Below are 21,602 nucleotides of genomic sequence, written 5' to 3'. Positions count from 1 at the left end.
CCCATGCCAGCCATTGCCATTATCGGCGCCGGCCTGATCGGCGCCAGTTGGGCGGCTTTGTTCACTGCCCGGGGCCATGATGTGCTGGCCTGGGACCCGGCAGCCGCAGCGCGCGCCGATTTTGCCGTTCGCACCCGCAGCATGCAGCGCCAGTTGCGGCCTCTCGGTCTTAAGGGCAAGGGCCGCATCGGCGTAGTTGCCACGCTGGCTGAAGCTGTTCGCGATGCCATCTGGATTCAGGAAAACGGGCCTGAGTTAATTCCGCTCAAGCGCGCCCTCTATGCCGAGATCGAGGCCGCCAACAAACGCGCCATCATCGCCTCATCCACCTCCTCCTTCCAATGGTCGCAACTCAGCCAGGGCATGAAACGACCGGGCCGGCTGATTGTGGCGCATCCATTTAATCCGCCGCATCTGGTGCCGCTGGTGGAAATCTATGCCCGCAGCAAGCCTGTGGCCGACCAAGCTTTTGCCTTTTATGAAGCCATGGGCAAGGTGCCGATCCGTATTCGGCGGGAGGCCCCCGGCCATGTCGCCAACCGGCTAGCCTCGGCATTGTGGCGCGAAGCGGTGAATATCGTGGCGGAGGGCATCGCCGATGTGGCCGATGTGGACAAGGCGCTGGTGGAAGGCCCCGGCCTGCGCTGGGCGATCCAGGGCGCGCATATGACCTATCATCTTGGCGGTGGCCCCGGCGGCATCGCGCATTACCTGGAGCATCTCGGCCCAAGCCAGGAAAAGCGCTGGGCCTCGCTGGGCAACCCCAAACTGGATGCCAGCACCCGGCAGAAGCTGATCCGCGGCGTGGCCCGCGAGGCCGCCGGCCGCAGCATTGCCGACCTGGCCGCCGAACGCGACGCCATGCTGCTGGCGCTGCTGAAGCTCAAAGCCCGAAAGTGATGCGGCCCTCAGCATCCATGGCCCAGGCCGGATTCCAGGCGATTTCCCAGGCATGGCCATCCGGATCGGCGACATAGCCACAATAGCCGCCATGCGGCGGCGCCAGCGCCGCGCGCAGCAAACTGCCGCCAGCCGCGATCAGGCGCTGCATCAGCGGCTCCACCGCGTCCTGCCGGCCCAGATTATGCGCCAGCGCAAAGGCGCCGATCGAGCCTGACAGCCGGCCGGTATCGGCATCCAGCGCGGTTTTCAGCCAAGTGGCAAGCACCAGGCCATTCATCTGGTAAAATACGATTTCTTGATTCTCGAACACCGGCGACCAGCCGAAACCGGCGCCATAGAACTGCTTTGAGCGCGCCAGATCGGCGATGCCCAGGGTGATCAGGGATATCTGCTGCATGAAACACGCTGCCGCTTGGCCGGCACGGGATGCGCCGGGTTCAGGATCGCCATTTTACCCTCTGCCAGCAAGGGGGTGGTGAATATGCCATGGCCGGCATTGTCTGATTGACTCGGCTTAATGAATGACGTTCAATAAGCCCATCGCGAGGCCGGACCATAGAGAATCGGCCCATGAGGAGGAAACGGATGCGGCGCGCGGCAGGCGAGCCCATCGGCCAGGGTTTTATCTTGCCTGGCCGGCAGGGAATTGTTTTCAGAGGATTCACGTCTTGAAGCCGGCAGCAGGCATGGCGCCGGGCGAGCGCATTCTGGAATGTCGCGGCATCGAGCGTTCCTTTGGCGGCCTCAAGGCGCTGAAGGGGGTTGATCTGCATGTTGATCGCGGCGAGATATTCGGCCTGGTCGGGCCGAATGGCTCGGGCAAGACCACCATGGTTAATGTCATCACCGGCTTCTATCCGCCCAATGCTGGCAACGTGCAGCTTTTTGGCCAGGATATCACGGCGATCAAGCCGAACCGCGTGGCCGGCCTGGGCGTGGCGCGCACCTTCCAGAATCTGGCGCTGTTCCGTGGCATGAGTGTGCTCGACAACATCCTGCTTGGCCGCCATGTGCGCATGCGGCCGAGTGCGCTGGCCTCGCTGTTTTACTGGGTTTGGGCCGCACGCGAGGAAGTGGAGCATCGCCGCGCCGCCGAGGATGTGATTGATTTCATGCAGTTGCAGGATATCCGCGACGAGCCGGTGGAAACCATCCCGATGGGCCTGCAAAAGCGCGTGGAACTGGCGCGCGCCCTGGTGGCCGAGCCGCGCTTCTTGATCCTGGACGAGCCGATGGCCGGCATGAACCAGGAAGAGAAGGAATATATCGCCCGCTTCATCCTGGATGCCCGCGAGGAGCGCGGCGTCACCATCCTGCTGATCGAGCATCACATGGATGTGGTGACGGCGATCTGCGACCGCATCGTGGTGCTGAGCTATGGCGAGATCATTGCCGAAGGCGAACCCAATCAGGCGATTGCCAAGCCCGAGGTGATTTCGGCCTATCTTGGCAAACGCGCCGCCGCCCGTGTGGCAGCGGGAGGCCATTGATGAACGTGGCTCATTTAGAAGAACCGACAACACTGGTCGGCGCTCTGGCGCGCAATGCCGCCGCCTATCCGAGCCGGATTGGTTTTCGCGAGCGCGATTACGGCATCTGGCAGGAATATACCTGGCCGCAGGTGCGCGACCGGGTGCTGGCATTGGCCGCCGGCTTTGAGCAATTGGGCGTTGAGCCCGGCCATGCCGTGATTGTGGTGGGTGATAACCGCGCCAATCTGTATTTCTCCATGCTGGCGGCAAATGTGCTGCGCGCCTTCCCCTCGCCGATCTATCCCGATGTGCCGGTGGATGAGCTGGACACCTTCACCCGCTTCGGCAATCCCAAGCTGGCAGTGGCGGAAGATCAGGAACAGGTGGACAAGCTGGTTGGCCTGCGCGAGCGCATCGGCCGGCCGCAGGTGATCCTGTATGACGATCCGCGCGGCCTGGGCCATGACCGGCCGGACGGCGTGTTTGCGCTGGATGAAGTGGCCGAGCGTGGCCGGGCACGGCTGGCTGCCGATGCCAGTCTGGCCGAGAATATGCTCGCCCGCGCCCAGCCTGACGATATTACCGTATTGCTCTATTCCTCAGGCACCACCGGTTTGCCAAAGGGCATTCCGCTGCGCCATCGCAATGTGGTGGGCGGCGTGGAAAATGCGCGCCAGGGCGGCTATTTCCGCATGCATGAGGAATTGTTCGCCTATCTGCCCACGGCCTGGGTTGGCGATTTTGTCTTCACCCTCGGCGCCGGGCTGCTGCTCACTGCCACGATCAATATCCCCGAGCGCCAGGAAACCGTGCTGGCCGATATCCGCGCCGTGGCACCGACCTTCTATCTCGCCGCACCGCGCGCCTGGGACAATATGCTGACCCGGGTGCAGGTCGGCATGGCCGATTCCACGCCGCTGAAACGCCGCCTGTTTGATTATTTCATGCCGCATGCGGTTGAAGTGGAACGTAACCGCCTGGGCGGACGCGAACCCAGCCTGTGGGACCGCCTAAAACTGGCCGTTGGCGAAATCTGCGTCTACGGCCCGATCAAGGATTATCTCGGCCTGAGCCGCGCCGAACGCGCCTTCACCGGCGGCGAGGCGATGGGCGAGGATACTTTCCTGTTCTTCCGTGCGCTGGGCATCAAGCTGAAGCAATTTTACGGCCAGACCGAAACCGCTGCGCTTTCGGCGGCGCAGGTGGAAGGCTCGGTGAAATTGCAGACCGTGGGCCGGCCGATGCCGGGTGTGGATATCCGCATCGACGAAAGCGGCGAAATCCTGATCCGCTCGGCTTCGGTGATCGACGGCTATGTTGATGACCCGGAAGCCAGCGCCAAAGCCTTGCAGGATGGCTGGCTGCGCACCGGCGATGCCGGCTATCTGGACGAGGATGGCCAGCTTGCCGTGCTTGGCCGTGTCAGCGAAGTGGTGCGCACCGCGAGCGGCGAACGCTACATTCCGAATTACATCGAGAACCGGCTGAAATTCAGCCAATATGTGCGCAATGTGGCGGTGCTCGGCGCTGGCAAACCGCACCTCACCGCGATCCTGTGTATCGACCTGGAGGCTGTGGGCCATTGGGCCGAGAAACGCGCCATCACCTATACTTCCTATGCTGAATTGTCGCAGCGGCCGGAAGTGCTGGGGCTGATCGAGGGCGTGGTGGCGCATGTCAACACGCTGCAACCGGCCGGGCTGCGGATCAAACGCTTTGTCAATCTGCACAAGGATTTTGATGCGGATGACGGCGAGATCACGCGCACCCGCAAGCTGCGCCGCAATGTGATTGAGGAACGCTACGGCAAGCTGATCGATGCGCTCTACAGCGATGCCCGCGACGTGACTTTCGAGGCCGAAATATCCTACGAGGACGGCTCGAAGGGTAAACTGAGCCGTGCGCTCGCCATTCGTGAGGTACCGGCCTGATGGACTATTTGCTGATCCTCGAACTGGCTGTGAACGGCGTTTTTGTCGGCCTGATGTATGCGCTGGTGGCGCTTGGCATGGTGCTTATCTACAAGACTTCGGGCATCGCCAATCTGGCCCAGGGCGCATTGGCGATGACCGGCGCCTATATGGCCTGGATGGTCTCCGGCCCGCTTGGCATTCCGATCTGGCTTGCCGTGCCGGTGGCTGTGGCTGGCATGTTCGGCCTTGGCGCCGCCACCGAACGCCTGGCTTTGCGCCGCATGATCGGCCAGCCGGTGATCATGGCCATCATGCTCACCCTGGGCATCGAGATCATGCTGCGCGGCCTGCTGCCGGGCTTTGCCGGCTCGGCCGTGAAGCGACTGGATATCGGCATTCCCGGTACGCCGCTGTTTATCGGCGACCTGCTGATCAACCGTTCAACGATGATCGGCGGCGCGGTATCGCTGGCGATGATCGTGCTGTCGCTATTCCTGTTCAACTCGCGGCTTGGCGTGGTGATGCGCGCGGTGTCTGACGATCAGACCGCCTCCTGGGCGGTTGGCATCCGGGTGGAACGCGCCATTGCCATCTCCTGGGGCCTGGCCGCTGCCAGCGCCACCATTGCCGGTGTGATGTGGGGCGCCACCCAGGGTGTTGACTGGTCGCTATCGCTGCTGCTGATCAAGGCTCTGGCCATCGCCATCCTGGGCGGCCTGGATTCCATTCCCGGCGTGCTGATTGCCGGGCTGATTGTCGGCGTGGCCGAAAGTGTTGCCACTGGCGTGCTTGACCCGCTGGTGGGCGGCGGCACCCGCGATGTGGTGGCCTCGGTCATCATCCTGCTCACCCTGCTCTTGAAGCCGCACGGCCTGTTTGGCCGCGAGCATATCGAGAGGATTTAACACACCATGTTTTATCGCCGCGCCGGCATCCGCTTCACCCGTTATCGCGACGAGCGCCAGCTCTGGCCGCTGCCGCTTGACCGCCGCCTGGCCGGCTTCATGCTGCTGCTGGCCGTGGCGGCGCCCTTCATTGTCGACCGCCTCTATCTGGTCGGCTACCTGCTGCCCTGGATCATCTGGTCCACGGCAGCGCTTGGCCTCAACATGCTGATGGGCATGGCCGGCCAGGTGCATCTGGGTTATGGCGCGGTGATCGGCATCGGCGCCTATGCCTCGGTGCATGCGGTGCGCGCCGGCGTGCCGTTTGAACTGGCGATGCTGCTGGGCGGCCTGACCAGTGCCGGCATCGGGATTATCTTTGGCGCCGCCGCGTTGCGCGTGAAGGGCCTGTATCTCGCCATGGCCACTCTGGCGATGCAGTATATCGTCGATTTCACCATTTCGCATTTCTCAGTGATCAGCGGCGGCAACCAGGCTTCCATCACGGTGCCGCCCATCACCTTCCTCGGCATCCCGGTGCAGGGCGACAAGGCAGTGTATTATCTGGCGCTGGCGATCTGTGTCATCGTTGCCCTGTTCATGCTCAACCTGCGCCGCACCAGCCTGGGCCGCGCATTGGCCGCCGTGCGCGAGAAGGATTATGCCGCCGAAGTGATCGGGGTGGATACCTTCCGCTTCAAGCTGCTGGCCTTCTGGGTCTCGTCCTTCATCGGCGGCGTGGTCGGCGCCGTGCTGGCGGTGTGCTACCTGCGGCAGATTTCACCCGAGCAATTCCATATCGAATTGTCGATCCAGCTTGTGGCCATGGTGATCGTTGGTGGCATGGGCAGCGTGCTGGGCAGCTTCTTCGGCGCCGCGCTGATCCTGTTCGCGCCGATTGTGCTGAACAATTTCATCGGCCTGCTGGCCACCACATTCGAGTGGCAGCTCAGCGCCGATCTGCGCGCCCATGTGCCGCTGATGCTGTATGGCGCCATGATCGTCGGTTTCCTGCTCTGGGAGCCGCTCGGCCTGGCCAAGATCTACAACAACATGCGCAACTATTTCCTGGTATGGCCGTTCCGCCATGCCCAACGCTGAAGTGAACCATAAGAAACAAACACAGGAGAGAACGCCCATGACCGTCGATCGTCGCACCCTGCTTACCGGCGCCGGTGCCGCCGCTTTGCTCGCTTCGCAGCCAATCAAGCTGGCCTTCGGCCAGGACAAGACCATCCGCTTCCTGATGACGCAGGATTTCACCAAGGTTTACACCTTCGTGACCGCCGAATACAGCCAGGGCCAGCGCGACTATATCACGCTGATCAACGAGCGCGGCGGCATCGGCGGCCACAAGATCGTGGCCGAGGTGACCGACCACGGCAACGATCTGCCGCGCGCCATCGAATCCTATGAACGCGCCAAGGGCCAGGGCATGGTGCTGGTGGACCCGCTTTCCACACCGGTGGCGCGCGCCCTGGTGCCGCGCGTGCTGGCCGACAAGATCAACATGGTCACCGCCTTTTCCGGCCGCTCGGACGCCGCTGACGGCACCGTGTTCCCCTATATCTTCCCGCTATCGCCGAATTACTGGACGCAGATGGGCCTGATCCTGGATTACGCCAACAAGCAGGATGGCGGCCTGAAGGGCAAGAAGATTGCCTATGTGCATATCGACACGCCGTTTGGCAAGGAGCCGCTGCCGATCCTGGAAGCGCTGCGCGACAAGCTGGGCTTTGAATTGCAGACCTTCCCCTATACGCCGCCGGGCAACGACCAGTCGGCGATCTGGCCGCAGGTGCGGCGCGCGCGCCCGGATTGGGTGATCTTCTGGGGCGCCGGCGTGGGCCAGACCGTGGCCCTGACCGAAGCCGTGCGCAACGGCATCCGCATGGATCGCATGTGCTCCAGCGTCTGGATTTCCGAATCCGACATGGACGTGGCCGGCCGCGATGCGGTGAAGGGCGTGATGAAGGTTGATCCCTGCGTGCTCGGCCGCGAACCGAAGCCGATCCAGGACATCCTCAAGAACGTGGTGGCTGCCGGCAAGGGCGCCGGGCCGGAAAACAAGGTGGGCACGGTCTACTACAATTACGGCGTGATGATTATCGCCACCATCCTGGAAGGCGTGCGCAAGGCGTTTGAAATCGCGCCGAACGGCCCGGTTTCCGGCCCCTGGCTTAATGCCGGCCTGCAAGCGATCAAGGGCTTCACGGCGGATGGCATGATGCCCTCCACCACCGTGACCAATGCCGATCACCAGGGCGGCGGCATGGGCCGCATATCGCAATGGGATGGCAAGGGCTTCCAGGCCAAGACCGATTGGTTCTCGGCCAATCAGGATGTGGTGTGGGCGGAGATCAAGAAATACTCCTCCGAATTCGCCAAGAGCGGCAAGTAAAACTGCCGGGCGCGGCGGCAGCCTTGCTGCCGCGCCCTTTCTTTTCATTGCCCGGATAGATGGATGCCATGTCGCTGCTGGCCCTGAACAATGTTGAAGTGGTTTACGATCAGGTATTCCTGGCCGTGAAGGGCATTTCCATCGATGTGCCGGAAGGTGGCCTGGTGGCCCTGCTTGGCGCCAATGGCGCCGGCAAGAGCACGGTGCTGAAAACCGTCAGCGGCCTGCTGAAACCGGAACGCGGCGCCGTGACGCGCGGCGATGTCACCTTCAACGGCGAGGATATTCTCAAGATCGATGCGCCCGAACGGGTGCGCAAGGGTATTGTGCATTGCCTGGAAGGCCGCCGCGTCTTCGGCCATCTGACTCCGGCGGAAAACCTGATCGCCGCCACCTCCATGCATAACGACCGCGCCCGGGTGCGCGACCTGATGGAGCGCATGTTTGACCTGTTCCCGCGCCTGCGCGACCGCGCCAAGGCCAAGGCGGGCTACCTTTCCGGCGGCGAACAGCAGATGCTGGCAATTGCCCGCGCGCTGATGACCGAGCCGAAACTGATCATGCTCGACGAGCCGAGCCTGGGCCTGGCGCCCTATCTGGTGGACGAAATCTTTGACATCATCCGCCGCATCAACACTGAGCAGAAGGTGGCCGTGCTGCTGGTGGAACAGAATGCCGCTGCCGCGCTTGACGTGGCGCATACCGCCTATCTGATCGAGAATGGCCGCGTGGTGATGAACGGCACTGCCGAGGTGCTGCGCGCCAATCCCGATGTGCAGGATGCCTATCTGGGTGGCGTGGCCAAGGTGGATTATCACGCTGTGAAACATTATCGCCGCCGCAAGCGCTGGCTCGCCTGATCAACGCATAACAACCGGAGCCACCATGCCATTCTGTTTGCTCCACGCCAAATTAATGAACCGAATTCATTACGGAGGGTTTCGCGCATGAGCCTGTTTCCTGCCGTATTGGTGGCCAATCGCGGCGAGATTGCTTGCCGGGTCATCCGCAGCCTGCAACGCCTCGGTATCCGCGCCGTGGCGGTGTATCATTTTGAAGATCGCAAGGCGCCGCATTTCGCCATGGCCGATGCCGCTGTGGAACTGCTCGGCAGCGTGCCAACTGCCGCCTATCTGGATGGGGCGCAGATCATTGCCGCTGCCAAGGCGCAGCAGGCGGCAGCGATCCATCCCGGCTATGGCTTCCTCTCTGAAAATGCCGGCTTCGCCCAGGCTGTTGCTGATGCCGGGCTGGTTTTCATCGGCCCTGATCCGGCCAGCATGCATCTGATGGGCGACAAAATCCGCTCACGTGACTATGCCCGCGCCCAGGGCGTGCCGGTGGCGCCCAGCATCGATCTGAGCGGCGATGCCGCTGCCATTGCAGCGCAAGCCGCCAGCGTTGGCTTTCCGCTACTGATCAAGGCTTCCGCCGGCGGCGGCGGCAAGGGCATGAAAATTGTGCGCGGCCCGGATGAACTGGCCGAAGCGGCAACTATGGCAGCCGGCGAAGCCAAGCGCTATTTCGGCGATGGCCGTGTCTATGCCGAAAAACTGGTGGAAATGCCGCGCCATATCGAAGTGCAGGTGCTAGGCGATGGCCAGGGCAATGTGCTGCATTTCGGCGAGCGCGAATGTTCATTGCAGCGCCGCTATCAGAAGATCGTGGAGGAAGCCCCGGCACCCAATCTGCCCGAGGCGTTGCGTGATGCGATTTGCAACGCCGCCGTGAAGCTGGCCGGCGCGGCGAAATATCGCAATGCCGGCACGGTGGAATTCATTCTCGGCAAGGATGGCGCCTTCTATTTCCTGGAGATGAATACCCGGCTGCAAGTGGAGCATCCGGTAACCGAACTGGTCTATGGCGTTGACCTTGTTGAGCAGCAATTACGCATTGCCGCAGGCCTGCCGCTGCCCTGCGCACAAGGCGATTTGCGCCGCCACGGCCATGCCATCGAAGTGCGGCTTTGCGCCGAGGAGCCGGAACGCGACTTCCGCCCCGCCACCGGCCGCATCGGCCTGTTGCATATTCCGCAGGGCGACGGCCTGCGCTGGGATGGCGGTATCCTGGCCGGCCAGGCAGTGACACCGGCTTTTGATTCCATGCTGGCCAAGCTGATTGCCCATGGCGCCAATCGCGATGAAGCCGCCAGCCGCCTGCAAGCCGGGCTGGAGCAATTGGCGCTGCTGGGTGTGAACCATAACGGGGATTATCTGGCGCGCATCATGGCGCATGCCGAATTCCGCGCCGGGCGGCTGCATACCGGCTTCCTGGCCGAACAGGCCGAAAGCCTGGCTGCACCGCCCTTGCCTGCAAGCACGCAGCAAGCCGCCCTGGCCGCCGCCGCTTTGGGCCTTGTTGATATCCGGCAAAGTCTGCTGGATGTGCCCGAGCCTTTCGCCAGCATCGGCGCCTGGAGGAATTGAGCATGGCGTATCGTTTTGATCTGAACGGCCAGAGCTGCGAACTGGATGTGCTGGCACGGCGGCCTGACTTGCGCTTGGCGCTGGATGGCAGCGCCTTTAATGTCAGCGAGCAGCCCGGCACTGGTGGCGCCTTCAGCCTGCTGGTGAATGGCCAAAGCGTTCAGGGCTGGCGCCTGGTGGTGGGCGACGATATCTACCTGCGCATCGCCGGCCGCAACATCCATCTGCGCCGCCAGAGCGAAGCCGGAGACGCGGCCCAGGCCGGTGCCGCGGCGAATGAAATCCTGGCCGATATGCCGGGCACCGTGATCAGCCTGCATGCCGCCCCAGGCCAGGAGGTGGCCGAGGGCGACAAGCTGCTGGTGATCGAAAGCATGAAACTGCAAATGAGCATCCTGGCGCCTCGCGCCGGCCGCATTGCCAAACTGCATGTGACCGAGAATGCCACTTTCGACCGTGGCGCGGTGCTGATCAGCTTCGGAGATGCAGCATGAGCGTTCTGAAATCCGCTATTCGCACCAGCGATGAGGAATTCCGCCTGCGCTATGCCGCCAATAAGGCGCTGGCGCAGAGCTTGCACGAGAACCAGCGCATCGCGCGCCATGAACGGCCGCTACGCGACCTGCAACGCCTGGCCGGGCATGGCAAGCTGCTGCCGCGCCAGCGGCTGGAAAAGCTGCTCGATCCCGGCACACCCTTCCTGGAGCTTTCCACCCTGGCCGGCAACATGGCTTATGACGGCGCCTCGCCGGGCGCATCCTGCATCACCGGCATCGGCATCGTGGCCGGCCGCGAGGTGATGATCCATGCCGATGATTCCACCGTGAAAGGCGGCGCCTGGTTTCCGCTCACCATCAAGAAGATTGTGCGCTGCTTGGAAATCGCCTTGGAAAACCACCTGCCGGTGGTACATCTCTGCGATTCCGCCGGCGGCTTCCTGCAAATGCAATCCGATGTCTTTCCCGACAAGCATATGGCGGGCCGCATCTTCCGCAATCAGTCGCTGCTCAGCAAACGCGGCATCAAGCAGCTGGCGCTGGTGTTTGGCCATTGCACGGCGGGCGGTGCCTATATCCCGGCCTTGAGCGACTATAATGTGATCGTGCGCGGCACCGGCGCGGTTTTCCTGGCCGGGCCGCCCTTGGTGAAGGCTGCCACCGGCGCCATCGTTTCTGCCGATGATCTGGGCGGCGCCGACCTGCATACCCGCACCTCCGGCACCTGCGACTATCCGGCCAATAGCGAACTGGATGCCATCCGCATCGGCCGTGAGATCGTGGCGCAATGGGCGCCGACACAGAAGACCCGCATCGCCATGAACAGCGCCGACGCGCCGCTCTACGACCCGGACGAACTCTATGGCATCCTGCCCGACAGCATCAAAAAAAGCTTCGACATGCGCGAGGTGATTGCCCGCCTGGTGGATGGCAGTCGTTTCCATGAATACCAGCCGGCCTATGGCCCCACGCTGGTTTGCGGCTATGCCAGCATCTGGGGCCACCGCATCGGCATCCTGGCCAATAACGGCGTGCTATTTAATGACAGCACGCTGAAAGGCGCGCATTTCATTGAATTGTGCAATCAGAACAACACGCCGATGCTGTTTTTGCAGAACATCACCGGCTACATGGTGGGCCAGACCTACGAAGCCGCCGGCATCACCAAGGATGGCGCCAAGATGATTATGGCGCAGGCTTGCAGCCATGTGCCGAAATTCACCGTGATGTGCCATGCCTCCTTTGGCGCCGGCAATTACGGCATGTGTGGCCGTGCGTTTGATTCACGTTTCCTGTTTTCCTGGCCCAATCACCAGATCGGCGTGATGGGCGGTGAGCAGGCAGCCAATACCCTGGCCGAAGTGAAGCTGCGCCAGCTTGAACGTGACGGTATCGCTTATGGCCCGGAAGACCTGGCCCGGGTGCGCGACGAGACTTTGCAGGCCTATCAGCAGCAGCTTTCCGCCTATCATTCCACCTCGGAATTATGGGACGATGGCCTGCTTGATCCGGTGGATACGCGCAATGCGCTCGGCATCGGCATCGCCGCCGCCTTGAATGCGCCATTTGGCGAACCGGGTTATGGTGTGCTGCGCCTGTGAGGGAGGAAAACGGCATGACAGAGAAACGCATCGATTTCAGCCGCAAGGATGGTGTGGCCCGGATCACTCTGGCCAATCCGGGGCGCCGCAATGCGGTGGACCTGGCCTGGTGCAAGGCTTTTGCCGAAGCCGCCATGGCCTGCGCTGCAGATGACAGCCTGAAATGTATCTTGCTGGCAGCGGAAGGTGATTTCTTCAGCGTTGGCGGCGATATCGACGACTTCATTGCCAACCGCGACCATCTGCGCAGCCATGTGCTGGAAATGGCCAGCCTGTTCCATCTCGGCATCACCCGGCTGCATCATGGCGCCGCGCCGCTGGTGGCAGCGGTAAACGGCATGGCGGCAGGCGGTGGCTTCAGCCTGGCGCTGACCGCCGATATCGTGCTGGCGAAACGCTCGGCACGTTTTGCCAGCGCCTATACCAAATCCGGCCTCTCGCCCGATGGCGGCCTGAGCTACAATTTACCCCGCATGGCCGGTATGCGCCGGGCCTTCGAGATCATTGCGCTCAACCCGATCCTGGACGCCGAAACCGCGCTGGATTGGGGCCTGATCACCCGGGTTTATGACGATGCAGCCTTTGCCGATGCTGTGGAGCAGGTGGTGCAAACATTGGCTGCAATGCCCAGCGGGACGATGGCTGCGGTAAAACGTCTGCTGGCGAAAAGCCCGGATGCCAGCCTGCAACAACAGCTTGATGCGGAAGCCGATCAGGTGTCGCGTCTAGCGGCGTCGCCGGCCACGCTCGATGTTTTGCAGGCCTTCCTCAGTCGGCGCAGCAAGGGATAGTTTGTTGAGCTGACTCACCGCCGCATCCAGCCGCTGCAAAGCGACATCCAGCGGCTGCGGTTGCGGCGCCGGTGCGGCCAGGCCACGATAGACAACATCGGTGATGCTGTCGGCCACCGCCTCGATATCAAAATCACCCTCGCCGCGCAGAAACGCCCAGGTATGGTGTTCAACACAGCCATAGATCAGGTCGCGCACCAGGCCGGGCGACACATCATTGCGGAATTCCCCAGCCGCCACCGCATCACGGATCACTGCCGTGGCACGTGCAGTATAGCGCCGGTTCAGCGCATAGATCGTAGTTTTGCGATAATTCGGGTCCGGGCGGAATTCGAGAAACACCAGACTGGAAAGCCCGGGTTCGTCATGCAATGCCTTGAGATGATGCCAGACAATGTAGCGCAGCCGGTTGCGGATGCCGCTGACACTGGGCAGCAGATGGCTATCCTCCTCGATCATGCCGCTATACCAATCCTCGATCACCCGCACGAGCAGCGCGCGCTTGCTCTCGAAATAGCGGTAGATCGAGCCTTCCACCACGCCGGCCCGCTCTGCGATTTCCGAGATCGAGGCATTCTCGTAGCCGCGCAGGCGGAATACGGCGCGCGCGGCCGCCAGAATGTCGGCTTCACGTTTTTCGCGCGGCAGGCGGCTGGCGCGTTTGCGGGTGGCGGTCTTGGTCATGCCATGATCTAGCCCGGCATAACACTAAGCGTCAATCGCTTATGCGAACCGGGTTCATCAGCGGTTTCACCACCCTATGCTTGGTGGCATGGCATTGACAGAAATTCAGCCCGGGCATTTAATGAATTCAATTCATCAAGAAATAGGGAAGCCGGGAATGTCGAACAGCACCGCCAACAGCAACGCGCAATTCAGCCTCAGCCCGGAGCAGAATGCCGTGCTGGATGCCGCCGACCGCTATGCCAAGGCGGAATTGTATCCGCTCAGCACCCGCATGGATAACGAGGAATGGTGGCCGAGCGATGCCTTTGCCAAATTGGGCAAGGCAGGCTATTTCGGCATCACCGTGGACCCGGATTACGGCGGGGTTGGCGCCGACCTGATGACCAGCGGCCTGATCCTGCAAGCATTCTCGCGCTGGAATCATGCCCTGGCGCTAAGCTGGGTGGCGCATGAAAATCTCTGCCTCAACAACATCTACCGCAATGCCAATGATGCGCAGCGGCGCAAATACCTGCCGGGCCTGTGCGATGGCTCGCTGACCGGTGCTTTGGGCCTGACCGAACCCGGCGCCGGCTCGGATGCGCTCGGCTCAATGCGCACCACGGCACGGCGCGAGGGTGATGAATATGTGCTGAATGGCGGCAAGATTTACATCACCAACGGCCCGGTGGCCGATGTGCTGCTGGTTTATGCCAAAACCAATCCAGGCGCCGGCGCGCATGGCATTTCGGCTTTCATCGTCGAGAAGGATTATCCGGGCTTTCGCGTGGCGCAGAAGCTGGTGAAGATGGGCTTCCGCGGCAGCCAGACGGCCGAGCTGGTTTTTGACGAATGCCGCGTGCCGGCTGAAAATCTGGTTGGCGGCGAGAATCGCGGTGTTGGCGTGGTGATGAGCGGGCTGGACCTGGAGCGCGCCATGATCGCGCCGATCTGCCTCGGCATCTCCGAACGGGCGCTGGAACTGAGCATTGATTATGCGCGCACGCGCCAGCAATTCGGCAAGCCGATTGCAAGCTTCCAGATGGTGCAGAGCCGCGTGGCGGAAATGTATGTGCTGGTGGAAACCATGCGCAGCTTCACCTATCGCGTGCTGATGGAAGCAAATGAACTGGAAGTCGGCGGCGGCGGCCGCGGCTCGATCCACGCCCTCACTGCGGCGTCAGTGATGTATGCAGCCGATACCATGAATCGTGTGCTGGATCATGCGGTGCAGATCCACGGCGGTAGCGGCTATATCTGGGAAGCCGAAGTGAACCGGCTGTTCCGCGCCACCAAGCTGCTAGAGATCGGCGCCGGCACCACCGAGGTACGCAAGCTGATCATCGCCGGCGAAATCCTCAAGAGCTGAGATGACCGACGAAGCCCCCCTCGCCCTCTCGGATGCCGACCTGGCGGCGCATCCGACCAATCTTGCCGCCGGCAGCCTGGCCGGCCGTAGCCTGCTGGTAACCGGCGGCGGCGGCGGCATCGGCCGCGCCACCGCCTGGCTGGCGGCACGGCTAGGCGCCCGCGTTGCCATTGCCGGCCGCCGCCTGGAACGGCTGGCGCCGGTGGCCGAGGCGATGCGGCAGCACGACCTGGATTGCCTTGCCGTGACGGTGGACATTCGCCAGCGCGACAGCGTGGACGTGATGTTCGATACAGTGGCGCAGAACTGGGGCGGGCCGCCCGATCTGCTGGTGAATTCAGCCGGCGGGCAATTTCCGCAGCCGGCCATCGACTATACTGAAAAAGGCTGGCGTGCGGTGATCGACACCAACCTGACCGGCACATTCAACGTCATGCAGGCAGCGGCGCGGCGCTGGCGCGATGCCGGGCGTGGCGGCAGCATTGTCACCATCGTGGTCTCGCCGCGCGGCCTGCATAATGTGGCGCATACCTGCGCTGCCCGGGCCGGGGTGAAGGCATTTTCCGAAGCAGTGGCAGTGGAATGGGCGCCGCTCGGCATCCGGGTCAATTGCATCGCCCCGGGTACGATCCGCTCCGAAGGCTGGCAGGTCTATCAGCCGCATGTGCGCAAACGCTATGAAAACGTGAACCCGATGCGCATTGCCGGCAGCCCCTGGCAGGTGGCCGAAGCGGCATTGTTCATCGGCGGCCCGGCCGGTGGCTTCATCACCGGCGAAACTATGGAAATGAGCGGCGGTGGCCATCTCTGGGGTGAGACCTGGACTACCGACAAGCCGCAATGGTTCCGCGACGCCACCAAGGCCGTCGATCCAGGTGAATCGACCTAAATTCCCGGTACTAGCAGCAAAGTGGCCTTGGAGGCCGGGGCGCGCACGGCGCGCGCCTCGCGGTAGGCCTCGCCATCATAGAAAGCCTTGGCGGCGGCGATATCGGGGAATTCCAGCACCACCACGCGGCGGCCGTCATGGCTGCCTTCCAGCACTTCCACCGCACCGCCGCGCACCAGATAACGCCCGCCGCCCGCCGCAATCGCCGGCGGCGCCAGTTGCTTGTAGCGCTCGTAGGTTTCCGCGTCTGTAACATCGACGAAGGCGAGAATATAGGCAGCCATGGTTCACTCCTGTTTAGATAATCAGTCTATGTAATCGGCGGGCCGAATTGCAACGGTATCGCCGCCGGCAGCCATAGGCCGCCCGTGATGCGAAATCGCATTGCGCGACGCGCCTGCGGCAAGCGCTCCACGATCGGCCCATCCCAAAGAATCTCGGCCAAGCCATGCAATTGCAGCATGTCGCCGCTGACCGGATCAAAAAACAACAGGCCGGCGCGTGGCTCCAGCAACAGGTTGCCATAGGTGTTGAACAGATTGTTGCCGGCGTAATCCGGGATCAGCAGCGCATCATCCTGGCGCAGCACAAAGCCTGGCAGTCCACCGCGATGCGACACATCAACGCCCTGGCTTGGATCGCCCACTGCCCCTGATGCTGCTCCCTTTGCCGCGCTGGCAATGAAGAATGTATCCGAGCGTTCGATCAATGCAGCCGCTTCGGCCGATAGAATCGGGCCTTCGGCGCGCTGCGGCAATGCGGGTCGGATCACCGGCCTGGCCTGGCGTGGCTGGATGTATTGCGGGCAATTGCCGAAACTCTGCTGCACCTGCACGGTAAAGCTGCCATCGCCAGCCACGGCCACGACGCGGCCATTCATGCGGTTGCGACGCCGGGTTTCCGGCTGAATACCCAGCAAGCCCAGCACATCCCCCACGACCGGGCGCGGATGGTGCGGCAATGGCAGCGGCGCGATGCGCAGATGCCGAGGATCTGGTGATGTGGCGAAGCCCGGTTCGCCCACCAGCATGCTGGCCCAGGGCTGGCCCGCAGCATCAACATGCCCAACCAGCAGGAACGGTAGCATGGCGAAAAAATCGCGATGCTGATCCGGCATGAAATCACGGATCATGCGCTGGCCGCGTTCGGCCTGAAGGCGCACGCCGGCGCGTTCCTGCATGGCTATTTCGCCGGCATGGTAGACTGTCAGATTTTCCATGATCATCCCCGCTAGCTTGTGGCGCGCGGCATGGGGTGGAAGCGGGGCAATGCCTCCACCCGGTTTAGCCAGGCGCGAATGGCAGGAAAGTCCTCCAGCGTTACATCGCCTTCCGGTGCCCGCGCCGTGTAGCTGTAGAGCGCCAGATCGGCGATGCTTGGCATATCGCCCACCAGCCATCCATTGGCGCCAAGCTGCGCTTCCAGTCTTTGCAGCAGGCGGTGCGCAACCGCCTGAGCCTGAACCATGTCGGCGGGCCGCTTGAACAGGCGGATGATACGGGCCAGTGCTGGCCCAAAAGCCAGGTCGCCAGCCGCCACCGAAAGCCAGCGCTGAATCTGCGCCTGGCGCAGCGGATCGGCCGGTAGCCAGCGCCGCGCCGGATCATAGACCTGCGCCAGATAAACCAGGATGGCATTGCTATCGGCCAAAGTGACCGCACCATCCTCGATCACCGGCACCTGGCCAAACGGATTCAGAGGCAGGAATTTCGACTGCAAATGTTCACCGCCGGCCAGATTCACGGCAATGAACTGATAGGGCAGGCCAAGCAGGTTGAGAAACAGTTCGACGCGATGGCTGTGGCCCGAAAGCTGAAAGCCATGCAGTCGGATGGGCTGGGCGGGTTGGGTCATGATCGGGGCTCCTTGCTGCTGGCCCCACTATGATCTTTCAATTCAAGATGATAATATATCTATTCTGCAATTCACTATTTCATAAAATGGAATAATGGACCATTTCGCCTCGATCCGCGCTTTTCTGGCAGTGGCCGAAGCCAAAAGTTTCGCCGCTGCGGCCCAGAAGCTGCGCCTGTCACCGCCGGCTGTGACCCGGGCGGTGGTGGCCTTGGAGGAAAAACTCGGCGCCCGTCTGCTGCACCGTACCACACGGGTGGTGCAACCGACTGAGGCCGGGCTGCGCTTCATGGCCGATGCCCGGCGTATCCTGATGGATTTGGAAGAAGCCGAACGTTCGGCTGGCGGCCTGCATGGCGAGCCACGCGGTGTGCTGACCATGACCGCCTCGGTGCTGTTCGGCCGCCGCCATGTCGCGCCGGTGATACTGGATTTCCTGCCGCATTATCCCGGCATAGACCTGCGGCTGATGTTGGCCGACCGCGTGATCGACATGGTGCAGGAAGGTTTTGACCTGGCGGTACGGATCGCTGAACTGGCCGATTCCGGTCTGACCGCCTTGCGGCTTGGCCAAGTGCGGCGGGTGATCTGCGCTGCACCAGACTATTTGGCGCGCCATGGCCGCCCGGTCCGGCCGGCCGATCTGGCGCAGCATAGCGCGATCCTGTTTTCCGACAGCGCCGCGCCACGGCCATGGAAATTCAACACGGATAGCGTGGCGCCGCACTCACAGCTCTGCGTCAACTCGGTGGAAGTGGCTATCACGGCGGCACAGCGCGGACTAGGGCTGACCCGGGTGTTATCCTACATGATCGCGCAGGAACTACAGCGCGGTGAACTGGAAATACTGCTGCCCGAGTATGAGCCGCCCCCGCTACCGGTGCATCTGGTGCATCGCGAGGGACAATGGCCAAATGCGCGGCTACGCGCATTCATCGATTTCGCCGCGCCGCGATTGCGCGCCGATTTGGCGGCGCTGCCGGCCTGAGCTACTCTGCCGCCTCGGCCAGTTTCAGGCAACGCGCCCAATGTGCCGGACCCAGCGTCACCGGCTCGGGCTGGATCGTATCGCAGCCTTCGCCGACCCGCTTGCAGCGCGGTGCAAAAGCACAGCCCGGCGGCAATTTGCTCAGATCCGGCGGGGCGCCGGGAATCGCATCCAGCCGGGCGCCCTTCATCGCGCCATGAGCACGGAAGGTCAGCAGACCCTTGGTATAGGGATGGCTCGGATTGCGGATCACATCCCGCACCGGGCCGGTTTCCACGATGCGGCCGGCATACATCACGGCAATACGATCAGCCACTTCCACCGCGACACCGATATCATGCGTCACCAGGATCACCGACAGGCCGAGTTCACGCTGCAATTCCCTGAGCAGCAGCAGAATCTGAATCTGCACTGTGGCATCCAGCGCCGTGGTCGGCTCGTCGGCCAGCAGCACCTGCGGATTGCAGGCCAGTGCCAGGGCGATCATGGCGCGCTGGCGCATGCCACCCGACATTTCATGCGGATAGGCTTTCAACCGGCGTTCCGGTGACGGAATACGCACCCGCTTCAGCGCTTCCAGCGCCCGCTCCTCAGCCGCCGCCTTGCTCACGCCGGGCTCGTGCTTTCGGATGCCTTCGGTAATCTGCGCACCCACGGTATAGACCGGATCAAGTGCCAGCAGCGGTTCCTGAAAGATCATCGACACGGTCTTGCCGCGAAACCCGGTCAGCGCCGCACCTTTCAGCGCCATCACATCCTGCCCCAGCACCTTGATACTGCCGGCCATCTCGGTGCGCTGTTCCGGATGCAGCCGCAACAGCGAGCGCAGCGTAACACTCTTGCCCGAACCGGATTCACCCAGCAAGGCCACCACTTCGCCGCGCCCGACTTGCAGGTCGACGCCATTCACCGCATTGACCTTGCCGCGCCCGCCTTTGAAGGCCACGGTCAGATTGCGGATATCAACAACCGGTTCCTCGCTCATGCTGCCACCTCGATTGCCGGGCCGGCCTGGGGATGGCCGCTGCCGGGCTGGCGCATCAGGCAGGCGCTGTCATGCAGCTCTGCCACGCTGGCCAGCACCGGCACCTGGCTGGAGCAGATCGGCGCAACATGGCGGCAGCGAGTATGGAAGCGGCAGCCTGGCGGCGGATCAATTGGATTGGGGGGATCGCCAAATAGCGGCGCCTCCATGGTGCGGTTATCCGGGTCCATCGCCGGCATCGAATTCAGCAAGGCCGCCGTATAGGGATGGCTCGGCGCGGCAAACAGGCTTTCCGACGGGCCGATCTCCGCCACCTTGCCGAGATACATCACCATCACCCGGTCGGAGACAAAATTCACCACATTCAGATCATGCGAGATGAAAATGTAGGTCAGGCCGAACGCATCCTTGAGGTCAAGCAGCAGGTTGAGCACCTGCGCTTCCACCGATTTGTCGAGCGCCGAGACGGCCTCATCCAGGATCACCAGACGCGGCTCCAATGCCAGCGCACGGGCAATATTGATACGCTGGCGCTGGCCACCGGAAAGTTCGTGCGGATAGCGGCCAGCAAAGCGGCGCGGTTCCAGGCCGACACGGTGCAGCAGGTCATGCCCCCGCGCCAGGGCCTCCTTGCGCGGCACGCCATGCACCTGCGGCGCGAAGGCGATGGAATCTTCGATGGTCAGGCGCGGATTGAGCGAGGCGTAGCTGTCCTGAAACACCATCTGGGTCTGGCGCCGGAATTGTGTCAGGCTGATTTCCTCGCCAACGGCCTCGCCGTCAAACACGATGCGGCCGGCATCAGGTTCGATCAGATGCATCAGCAGCCGCGCGGTGGTGGATTTGCCGCAGCCGCTTTCGCCAACGATGCCGAGCGTTTCGCCCTTCATCAGATCAAAATCGACACCATCCACGGCACGCACTACGGTCTTGTTGCGCCCGAACAGGCCCTTGCTGACCGGAAAATGTTTGATCAGACCCTTAACACTGAGCAGCGGCTGACGTGGCCCACCCCGATCCTCTGGATGATGCAGGGCATCGGCAATTTGGTTTTCCGGCTGATCGGTCATGCGCGCACATCCATCGCCGAACGCAGGCTGTCGGAGAACAGATTGAAGGAGATCGAGGTGATGAAGATCATCGCGCCAGGCAAAGCCGCCACCAGCGGATTGACATAGATTGCGGTGCGCAGCGTGTTGAGCATCAGGCCCCATTCCGGCTCGGGCGGCCGCACGCCCAGGCCAAGGAAACTGAGCCCAGAGGCCAGGATCATAGCCACCGAGATCAGGCTGGTGGCATACACGAAGATCGGGCTGAGCACATTGCCGAGCACATGCACGCGCACGATGGTGAAGCCACTGGCACCGGAGGCACGGGCGGCCTCCACATAATCGCGGTTGCGCACCTGGGTGGTGACACTTTCGGCAACTCGTGCAATCGGCGGAATAAACACGATGGTGAGCGAAACCAGCGCATTGGTCAGGCCGGCACCAAGAGCACCCGACAAAGCCACTGCCAGCAGCACCGAGGGAAAGGCGTAAAATACATCGATGGTGCGCATGATCGCGGTATTAATCCGGCCGCCGACAAAGCCGGCGAAAATGCCAAGGCCGGAACCGACCACAAAGGCCATCAGCACCGGCGTCACCCCCATGAACAGCGACAGCCGGGCGCCATAGATCAGGCGCGACAGCATGTCGCGGCCCAGTTCATCGGCGCCCAGCGGGAAACCCGGCGTGCCGATCGGTCGCAGGCGGCGCAGCATCGAGCCTTTGAACGGATCAGCCGGCGCAATCAGCGGCGCGAATATCGCCATCAGCACCAGCAGCACAATCACACCCAGCGCCAGCATGGCCACCGGATCGCGGCTCAGGCGGCTGATCACGCCGCGCCAGTAGCCTTCCGATACCTCAATCGGCTGCACTTTCGCCGCTCCCGCATCCATCGTCCCGACCGCCATGGT

22 protein-coding genes are annotated in these 21,602 nt (G+C 62.6%); 14 read left to right on the top strand and 8 right to left on the bottom strand.

Going from position 1 to position 21,602, the window contains the following annotated elements; genetic code table 11:
- Positions 1-3: 3 nt before the first annotated feature.
- Positions 4-900: a 3-hydroxyacyl-CoA dehydrogenase NAD-binding domain-containing protein gene (locus KBB36_RS06910; RefSeq protein WP_290978237.1), complete on the top strand. Its 897-nt coding sequence runs from the start codon at positions 4-6 to the stop codon at positions 898-900.
- On the opposite strand, the gene KBB36_RS06905 is transcribed toward KBB36_RS06910, so the two are convergent.
- Positions 884-1,300 (bottom strand): VOC family protein, encoded by a 417-nt coding sequence (locus KBB36_RS06905; RefSeq protein ID WP_290978236.1) that lies wholly within the window; start codon positions 1,298-1,300, stop codon positions 884-886. The two genes, KBB36_RS06910 and KBB36_RS06905, sit on opposite strands and share 17 nt — an antisense overlap.
- 271 nt (positions 1,301-1,571) lie before the next feature.
- Here KBB36_RS06905 and KBB36_RS06900 point away from each other — a divergent pair, with 271 nt between their 5' ends.
- The 10 genes from KBB36_RS06900 to KBB36_RS06855 all read left to right on the top strand — a co-directional run bounded on the left by KBB36_RS06900 (position 1,572) and on the right by KBB36_RS06855 (position 12,888).
- Positions 1,572-2,393 carry an ABC transporter ATP-binding protein gene (locus KBB36_RS06900; protein WP_290978235.1) on the top strand — a complete coding sequence of 274 codons (822 nt, stop codon included), beginning with the start codon at positions 1,572-1,574 and terminating at the stop codon, positions 2,391-2,393.
- Positions 2,393-4,306, top strand: a complete 1,914-nt coding sequence (locus KBB36_RS06895) for an AMP-binding protein (protein ID WP_290978234.1) — start codon at positions 2,393-2,395, stop codon at positions 4,304-4,306. Before KBB36_RS06900 ends, KBB36_RS06895 begins: the two co-directional genes overlap by 1 nt.
- The gene (locus KBB36_RS06890) at positions 4,306-5,193 is read left to right on the top strand and encodes a branched-chain amino acid ABC transporter permease (RefSeq protein WP_290978233.1); all 888 of its coding nucleotides are present in this window, start codon (positions 4,306-4,308) and stop codon (positions 5,191-5,193) included. Before KBB36_RS06895 ends, KBB36_RS06890 begins: the two co-directional genes overlap by 1 nt.
- A 6-nt stretch (positions 5,194-5,199) precedes the next feature.
- Complete coding sequence (locus KBB36_RS06885) at positions 5,200-6,273, top strand: branched-chain amino acid ABC transporter permease (protein WP_290978232.1); 1,074 nt, start codon at positions 5,200-5,202, stop codon at positions 6,271-6,273.
- A gap of 37 nt (positions 6,274-6,310) precedes the next feature.
- A complete protein-coding gene (locus tag KBB36_RS06880) occupies positions 6,311-7,573 on the top strand; it encodes an ABC transporter substrate-binding protein (protein WP_290978231.1) in 1,263 nt (420 codons plus the stop codon).
- Between the two features lie 68 nt (positions 7,574-7,641).
- The gene (locus KBB36_RS06875; protein WP_290978230.1) at positions 7,642-8,433 is read left to right on the top strand and encodes an ABC transporter ATP-binding protein; all 792 of its coding nucleotides are present in this window, start codon (positions 7,642-7,644) and stop codon (positions 8,431-8,433) included.
- Positions 8,434-8,520: 87 nt separating this feature from the next.
- Positions 8,521-9,999, top strand: coding sequence for a biotin carboxylase N-terminal domain-containing protein (locus tag KBB36_RS06870; protein WP_290978229.1), 1,479 nt, complete (start codon positions 8,521-8,523; stop codon positions 9,997-9,999).
- A gap of 2 nt (positions 10,000-10,001) precedes the next feature.
- A complete protein-coding gene (locus KBB36_RS06865) occupies positions 10,002-10,493 on the top strand; it encodes a biotin/lipoyl-containing protein (protein WP_290978228.1) in 492 nt (163 codons plus the stop codon).
- Complete coding sequence (locus tag KBB36_RS06860) at positions 10,490-12,097, top strand: carboxyl transferase domain-containing protein (protein WP_290978227.1); 1,608 nt, start codon at positions 10,490-10,492, stop codon at positions 12,095-12,097. The genes KBB36_RS06865 and KBB36_RS06860 overlap by 4 nt, the downstream gene beginning before the upstream one ends.
- Before the next feature lie 14 nt (positions 12,098-12,111).
- Positions 12,112-12,888, top strand: coding sequence for an enoyl-CoA hydratase-related protein (locus KBB36_RS06855; protein ID WP_290978226.1), 777 nt, complete (start codon positions 12,112-12,114; stop codon positions 12,886-12,888).
- On the opposite strand, the gene KBB36_RS06850 is transcribed toward KBB36_RS06855, so the two are convergent.
- Positions 12,823-13,572, bottom strand: a complete 750-nt coding sequence (locus tag KBB36_RS06850; protein ID WP_290978225.1) for a TetR/AcrR family transcriptional regulator — start codon at positions 13,570-13,572, stop codon at positions 12,823-12,825. The genes KBB36_RS06855 and KBB36_RS06850 overlap by 66 nt on opposite strands.
- 157 nt (positions 13,573-13,729) lie before the next feature.
- Between KBB36_RS06850 and KBB36_RS06845 the strand changes: the two genes are divergently transcribed.
- Together KBB36_RS06845 and KBB36_RS06840 are read left to right on the top strand one after the other, a co-directional pair.
- Positions 13,730-14,923, top strand: a complete 1,194-nt coding sequence (locus tag KBB36_RS06845) for an acyl-CoA dehydrogenase family protein (RefSeq protein WP_290978224.1) — start codon at positions 13,730-13,732, stop codon at positions 14,921-14,923.
- A gap of 1 nt (position 14,924) precedes the next feature.
- Positions 14,925-15,812, top strand: coding sequence for an SDR family oxidoreductase (locus KBB36_RS06840; RefSeq protein ID WP_290978223.1), 888 nt, complete (start codon positions 14,925-14,927; stop codon positions 15,810-15,812).
- On the opposite strand, the gene KBB36_RS06835 is transcribed toward KBB36_RS06840, so the two are convergent.
- The 3 genes from KBB36_RS06835 to KBB36_RS06825 are packed head-to-tail and all read right to left on the bottom strand — an operon-like array spanning position 15,809 to position 17,666.
- A complete protein-coding gene (locus KBB36_RS06835; RefSeq protein WP_290978222.1) occupies positions 15,809-16,096 on the bottom strand; it encodes a DUF1330 domain-containing protein in 288 nt (95 codons plus the stop codon). The genes KBB36_RS06840 and KBB36_RS06835 overlap by 4 nt on opposite strands.
- Positions 16,097-16,122: 26 nt before the next feature.
- Entirely contained in the window at positions 16,123-17,031 is a 909-nt protein-coding gene (locus KBB36_RS06830; RefSeq protein WP_290978221.1) for a pyridoxamine 5'-phosphate oxidase family protein, read from the bottom strand.
- Positions 17,032-17,042: 11 nt separating this feature from the next.
- Positions 17,043-17,666: a glutathione S-transferase family protein gene (locus tag KBB36_RS06825; RefSeq protein WP_290978220.1), complete on the bottom strand. Its 624-nt coding sequence runs from the start codon at positions 17,664-17,666 to the stop codon at positions 17,043-17,045.
- A gap of 94 nt (positions 17,667-17,760) precedes the next feature.
- Between KBB36_RS06825 and KBB36_RS06820 the strand changes: the two genes are divergently transcribed.
- The gene (locus tag KBB36_RS06820) at positions 17,761-18,654 is read left to right on the top strand and encodes a LysR family transcriptional regulator (RefSeq protein WP_290978219.1); all 894 of its coding nucleotides are present in this window, start codon (positions 17,761-17,763) and stop codon (positions 18,652-18,654) included.
- A 1-nt stretch (position 18,655) separates the two neighbouring features.
- Here the strand turns inward: KBB36_RS06820 and KBB36_RS06815 are convergent, their stop codons facing one another.
- From KBB36_RS06815 to KBB36_RS06805, 3 genes are read right to left on the bottom strand one after another with little or no spacing between them, the layout of a single operon-like run.
- Positions 18,656-19,639, bottom strand: coding sequence for an ABC transporter ATP-binding protein (locus tag KBB36_RS06815; RefSeq protein ID WP_290978218.1), 984 nt, complete (start codon positions 19,637-19,639; stop codon positions 18,656-18,658).
- Positions 19,636-20,709, bottom strand: a complete 1,074-nt coding sequence (locus tag KBB36_RS06810; RefSeq protein ID WP_290978217.1) for an oligopeptide/dipeptide ABC transporter ATP-binding protein — start codon at positions 20,707-20,709, stop codon at positions 19,636-19,638. Before KBB36_RS06810 ends, KBB36_RS06815 begins: the two co-directional genes overlap by 4 nt.
- Positions 20,706-21,599, bottom strand: coding sequence for an ABC transporter permease (locus KBB36_RS06805; protein WP_290978216.1), 894 nt, complete (start codon positions 21,597-21,599; stop codon positions 20,706-20,708). Before KBB36_RS06805 ends, KBB36_RS06810 begins: the two co-directional genes overlap by 4 nt.
- Between the last annotated feature and the right edge of the window lie 3 nt (positions 21,600-21,602).

The organism is Ferrovibrio sp., from assembly GCF_017994015.1.
Lineage (GTDB): Bacteria > Pseudomonadota > Alphaproteobacteria > Ferrovibrionales > Ferrovibrionaceae > Ferrovibrio.
Note: the sequence above shows the minus strand (reverse complement) of the source record. Positions and strands in the feature narration are given on the sequence as shown.

Excerpts from the sequence above, each read along its gene's own strand:
- KBB36_RS06910 (WP_290978237.1), top strand. The coding sequence starts at position 4 with ATGCCAGCCATTGCCATTATCGGCGCCGGCCTGATCGGCGCCAGTTGG.
- KBB36_RS06905 (WP_290978236.1), bottom strand. The coding sequence starts at position 1,300 with ATGCAGCAGATATCCCTGATCACCCTGGGCATCGCCGATCTGGCGCGC.
- KBB36_RS06895 (WP_290978234.1), top strand. The coding sequence starts at position 2,393 with ATGAACGTGGCTCATTTAGAAGAACCGACAACACTGGTCGGCGCTCTG.
- KBB36_RS06890 (WP_290978233.1), top strand. The coding sequence starts at position 4,306 with ATGGACTATTTGCTGATCCTCGAACTGGCTGTGAACGGCGTTTTTGTC.
- KBB36_RS06885 (WP_290978232.1), top strand. The coding sequence starts at position 5,200 with ATGTTTTATCGCCGCGCCGGCATCCGCTTCACCCGTTATCGCGACGAG.
- KBB36_RS06880 (WP_290978231.1), top strand. The coding sequence starts at position 6,311 with ATGACCGTCGATCGTCGCACCCTGCTTACCGGCGCCGGTGCCGCCGCT.
- KBB36_RS06875 (WP_290978230.1), top strand. The coding sequence starts at position 7,642 with ATGTCGCTGCTGGCCCTGAACAATGTTGAAGTGGTTTACGATCAGGTA.
- KBB36_RS06870 (WP_290978229.1), top strand. The coding sequence starts at position 8,521 with ATGAGCCTGTTTCCTGCCGTATTGGTGGCCAATCGCGGCGAGATTGCT.
- KBB36_RS06865 (WP_290978228.1), top strand. The coding sequence starts at position 10,002 with ATGGCGTATCGTTTTGATCTGAACGGCCAGAGCTGCGAACTGGATGTG.
- KBB36_RS06860 (WP_290978227.1), top strand. The coding sequence starts at position 10,490 with ATGAGCGTTCTGAAATCCGCTATTCGCACCAGCGATGAGGAATTCCGC.
- KBB36_RS06855 (WP_290978226.1), top strand. The coding sequence starts at position 12,112 with ATGACAGAGAAACGCATCGATTTCAGCCGCAAGGATGGTGTGGCCCGG.
- KBB36_RS06850 (WP_290978225.1), bottom strand. The coding sequence starts at position 13,572 with ATGACCAAGACCGCCACCCGCAAACGCGCCAGCCGCCTGCCGCGCGAA.
- KBB36_RS06845 (WP_290978224.1), top strand. The coding sequence starts at position 13,730 with ATGTCGAACAGCACCGCCAACAGCAACGCGCAATTCAGCCTCAGCCCG.
- KBB36_RS06840 (WP_290978223.1), top strand. The coding sequence starts at position 14,925 with ATGACCGACGAAGCCCCCCTCGCCCTCTCGGATGCCGACCTGGCGGCG.
- KBB36_RS06835 (WP_290978222.1), bottom strand. The coding sequence starts at position 16,096 with ATGGCTGCCTATATTCTCGCCTTCGTCGATGTTACAGACGCGGAAACC.
- KBB36_RS06830 (WP_290978221.1), bottom strand. The coding sequence starts at position 17,031 with ATGGAAAATCTGACAGTCTACCATGCCGGCGAAATAGCCATGCAGGAA.
- KBB36_RS06825 (WP_290978220.1), bottom strand. The coding sequence starts at position 17,666 with ATGACCCAACCCGCCCAGCCCATCCGACTGCATGGCTTTCAGCTTTCG.
- KBB36_RS06820 (WP_290978219.1), top strand. The coding sequence starts at position 17,761 with ATGGACCATTTCGCCTCGATCCGCGCTTTTCTGGCAGTGGCCGAAGCC.
- KBB36_RS06815 (WP_290978218.1), bottom strand. The coding sequence starts at position 19,639 with ATGAGCGAGGAACCGGTTGTTGATATCCGCAATCTGACCGTGGCCTTC.
- KBB36_RS06810 (WP_290978217.1), bottom strand. The coding sequence starts at position 20,709 with ATGACCGATCAGCCGGAAAACCAAATTGCCGATGCCCTGCATCATCCA.
- KBB36_RS06805 (WP_290978216.1), bottom strand. The coding sequence starts at position 21,599 with ATGGCGGTCGGGACGATGGATGCGGGAGCGGCGAAAGTGCAGCCGATT.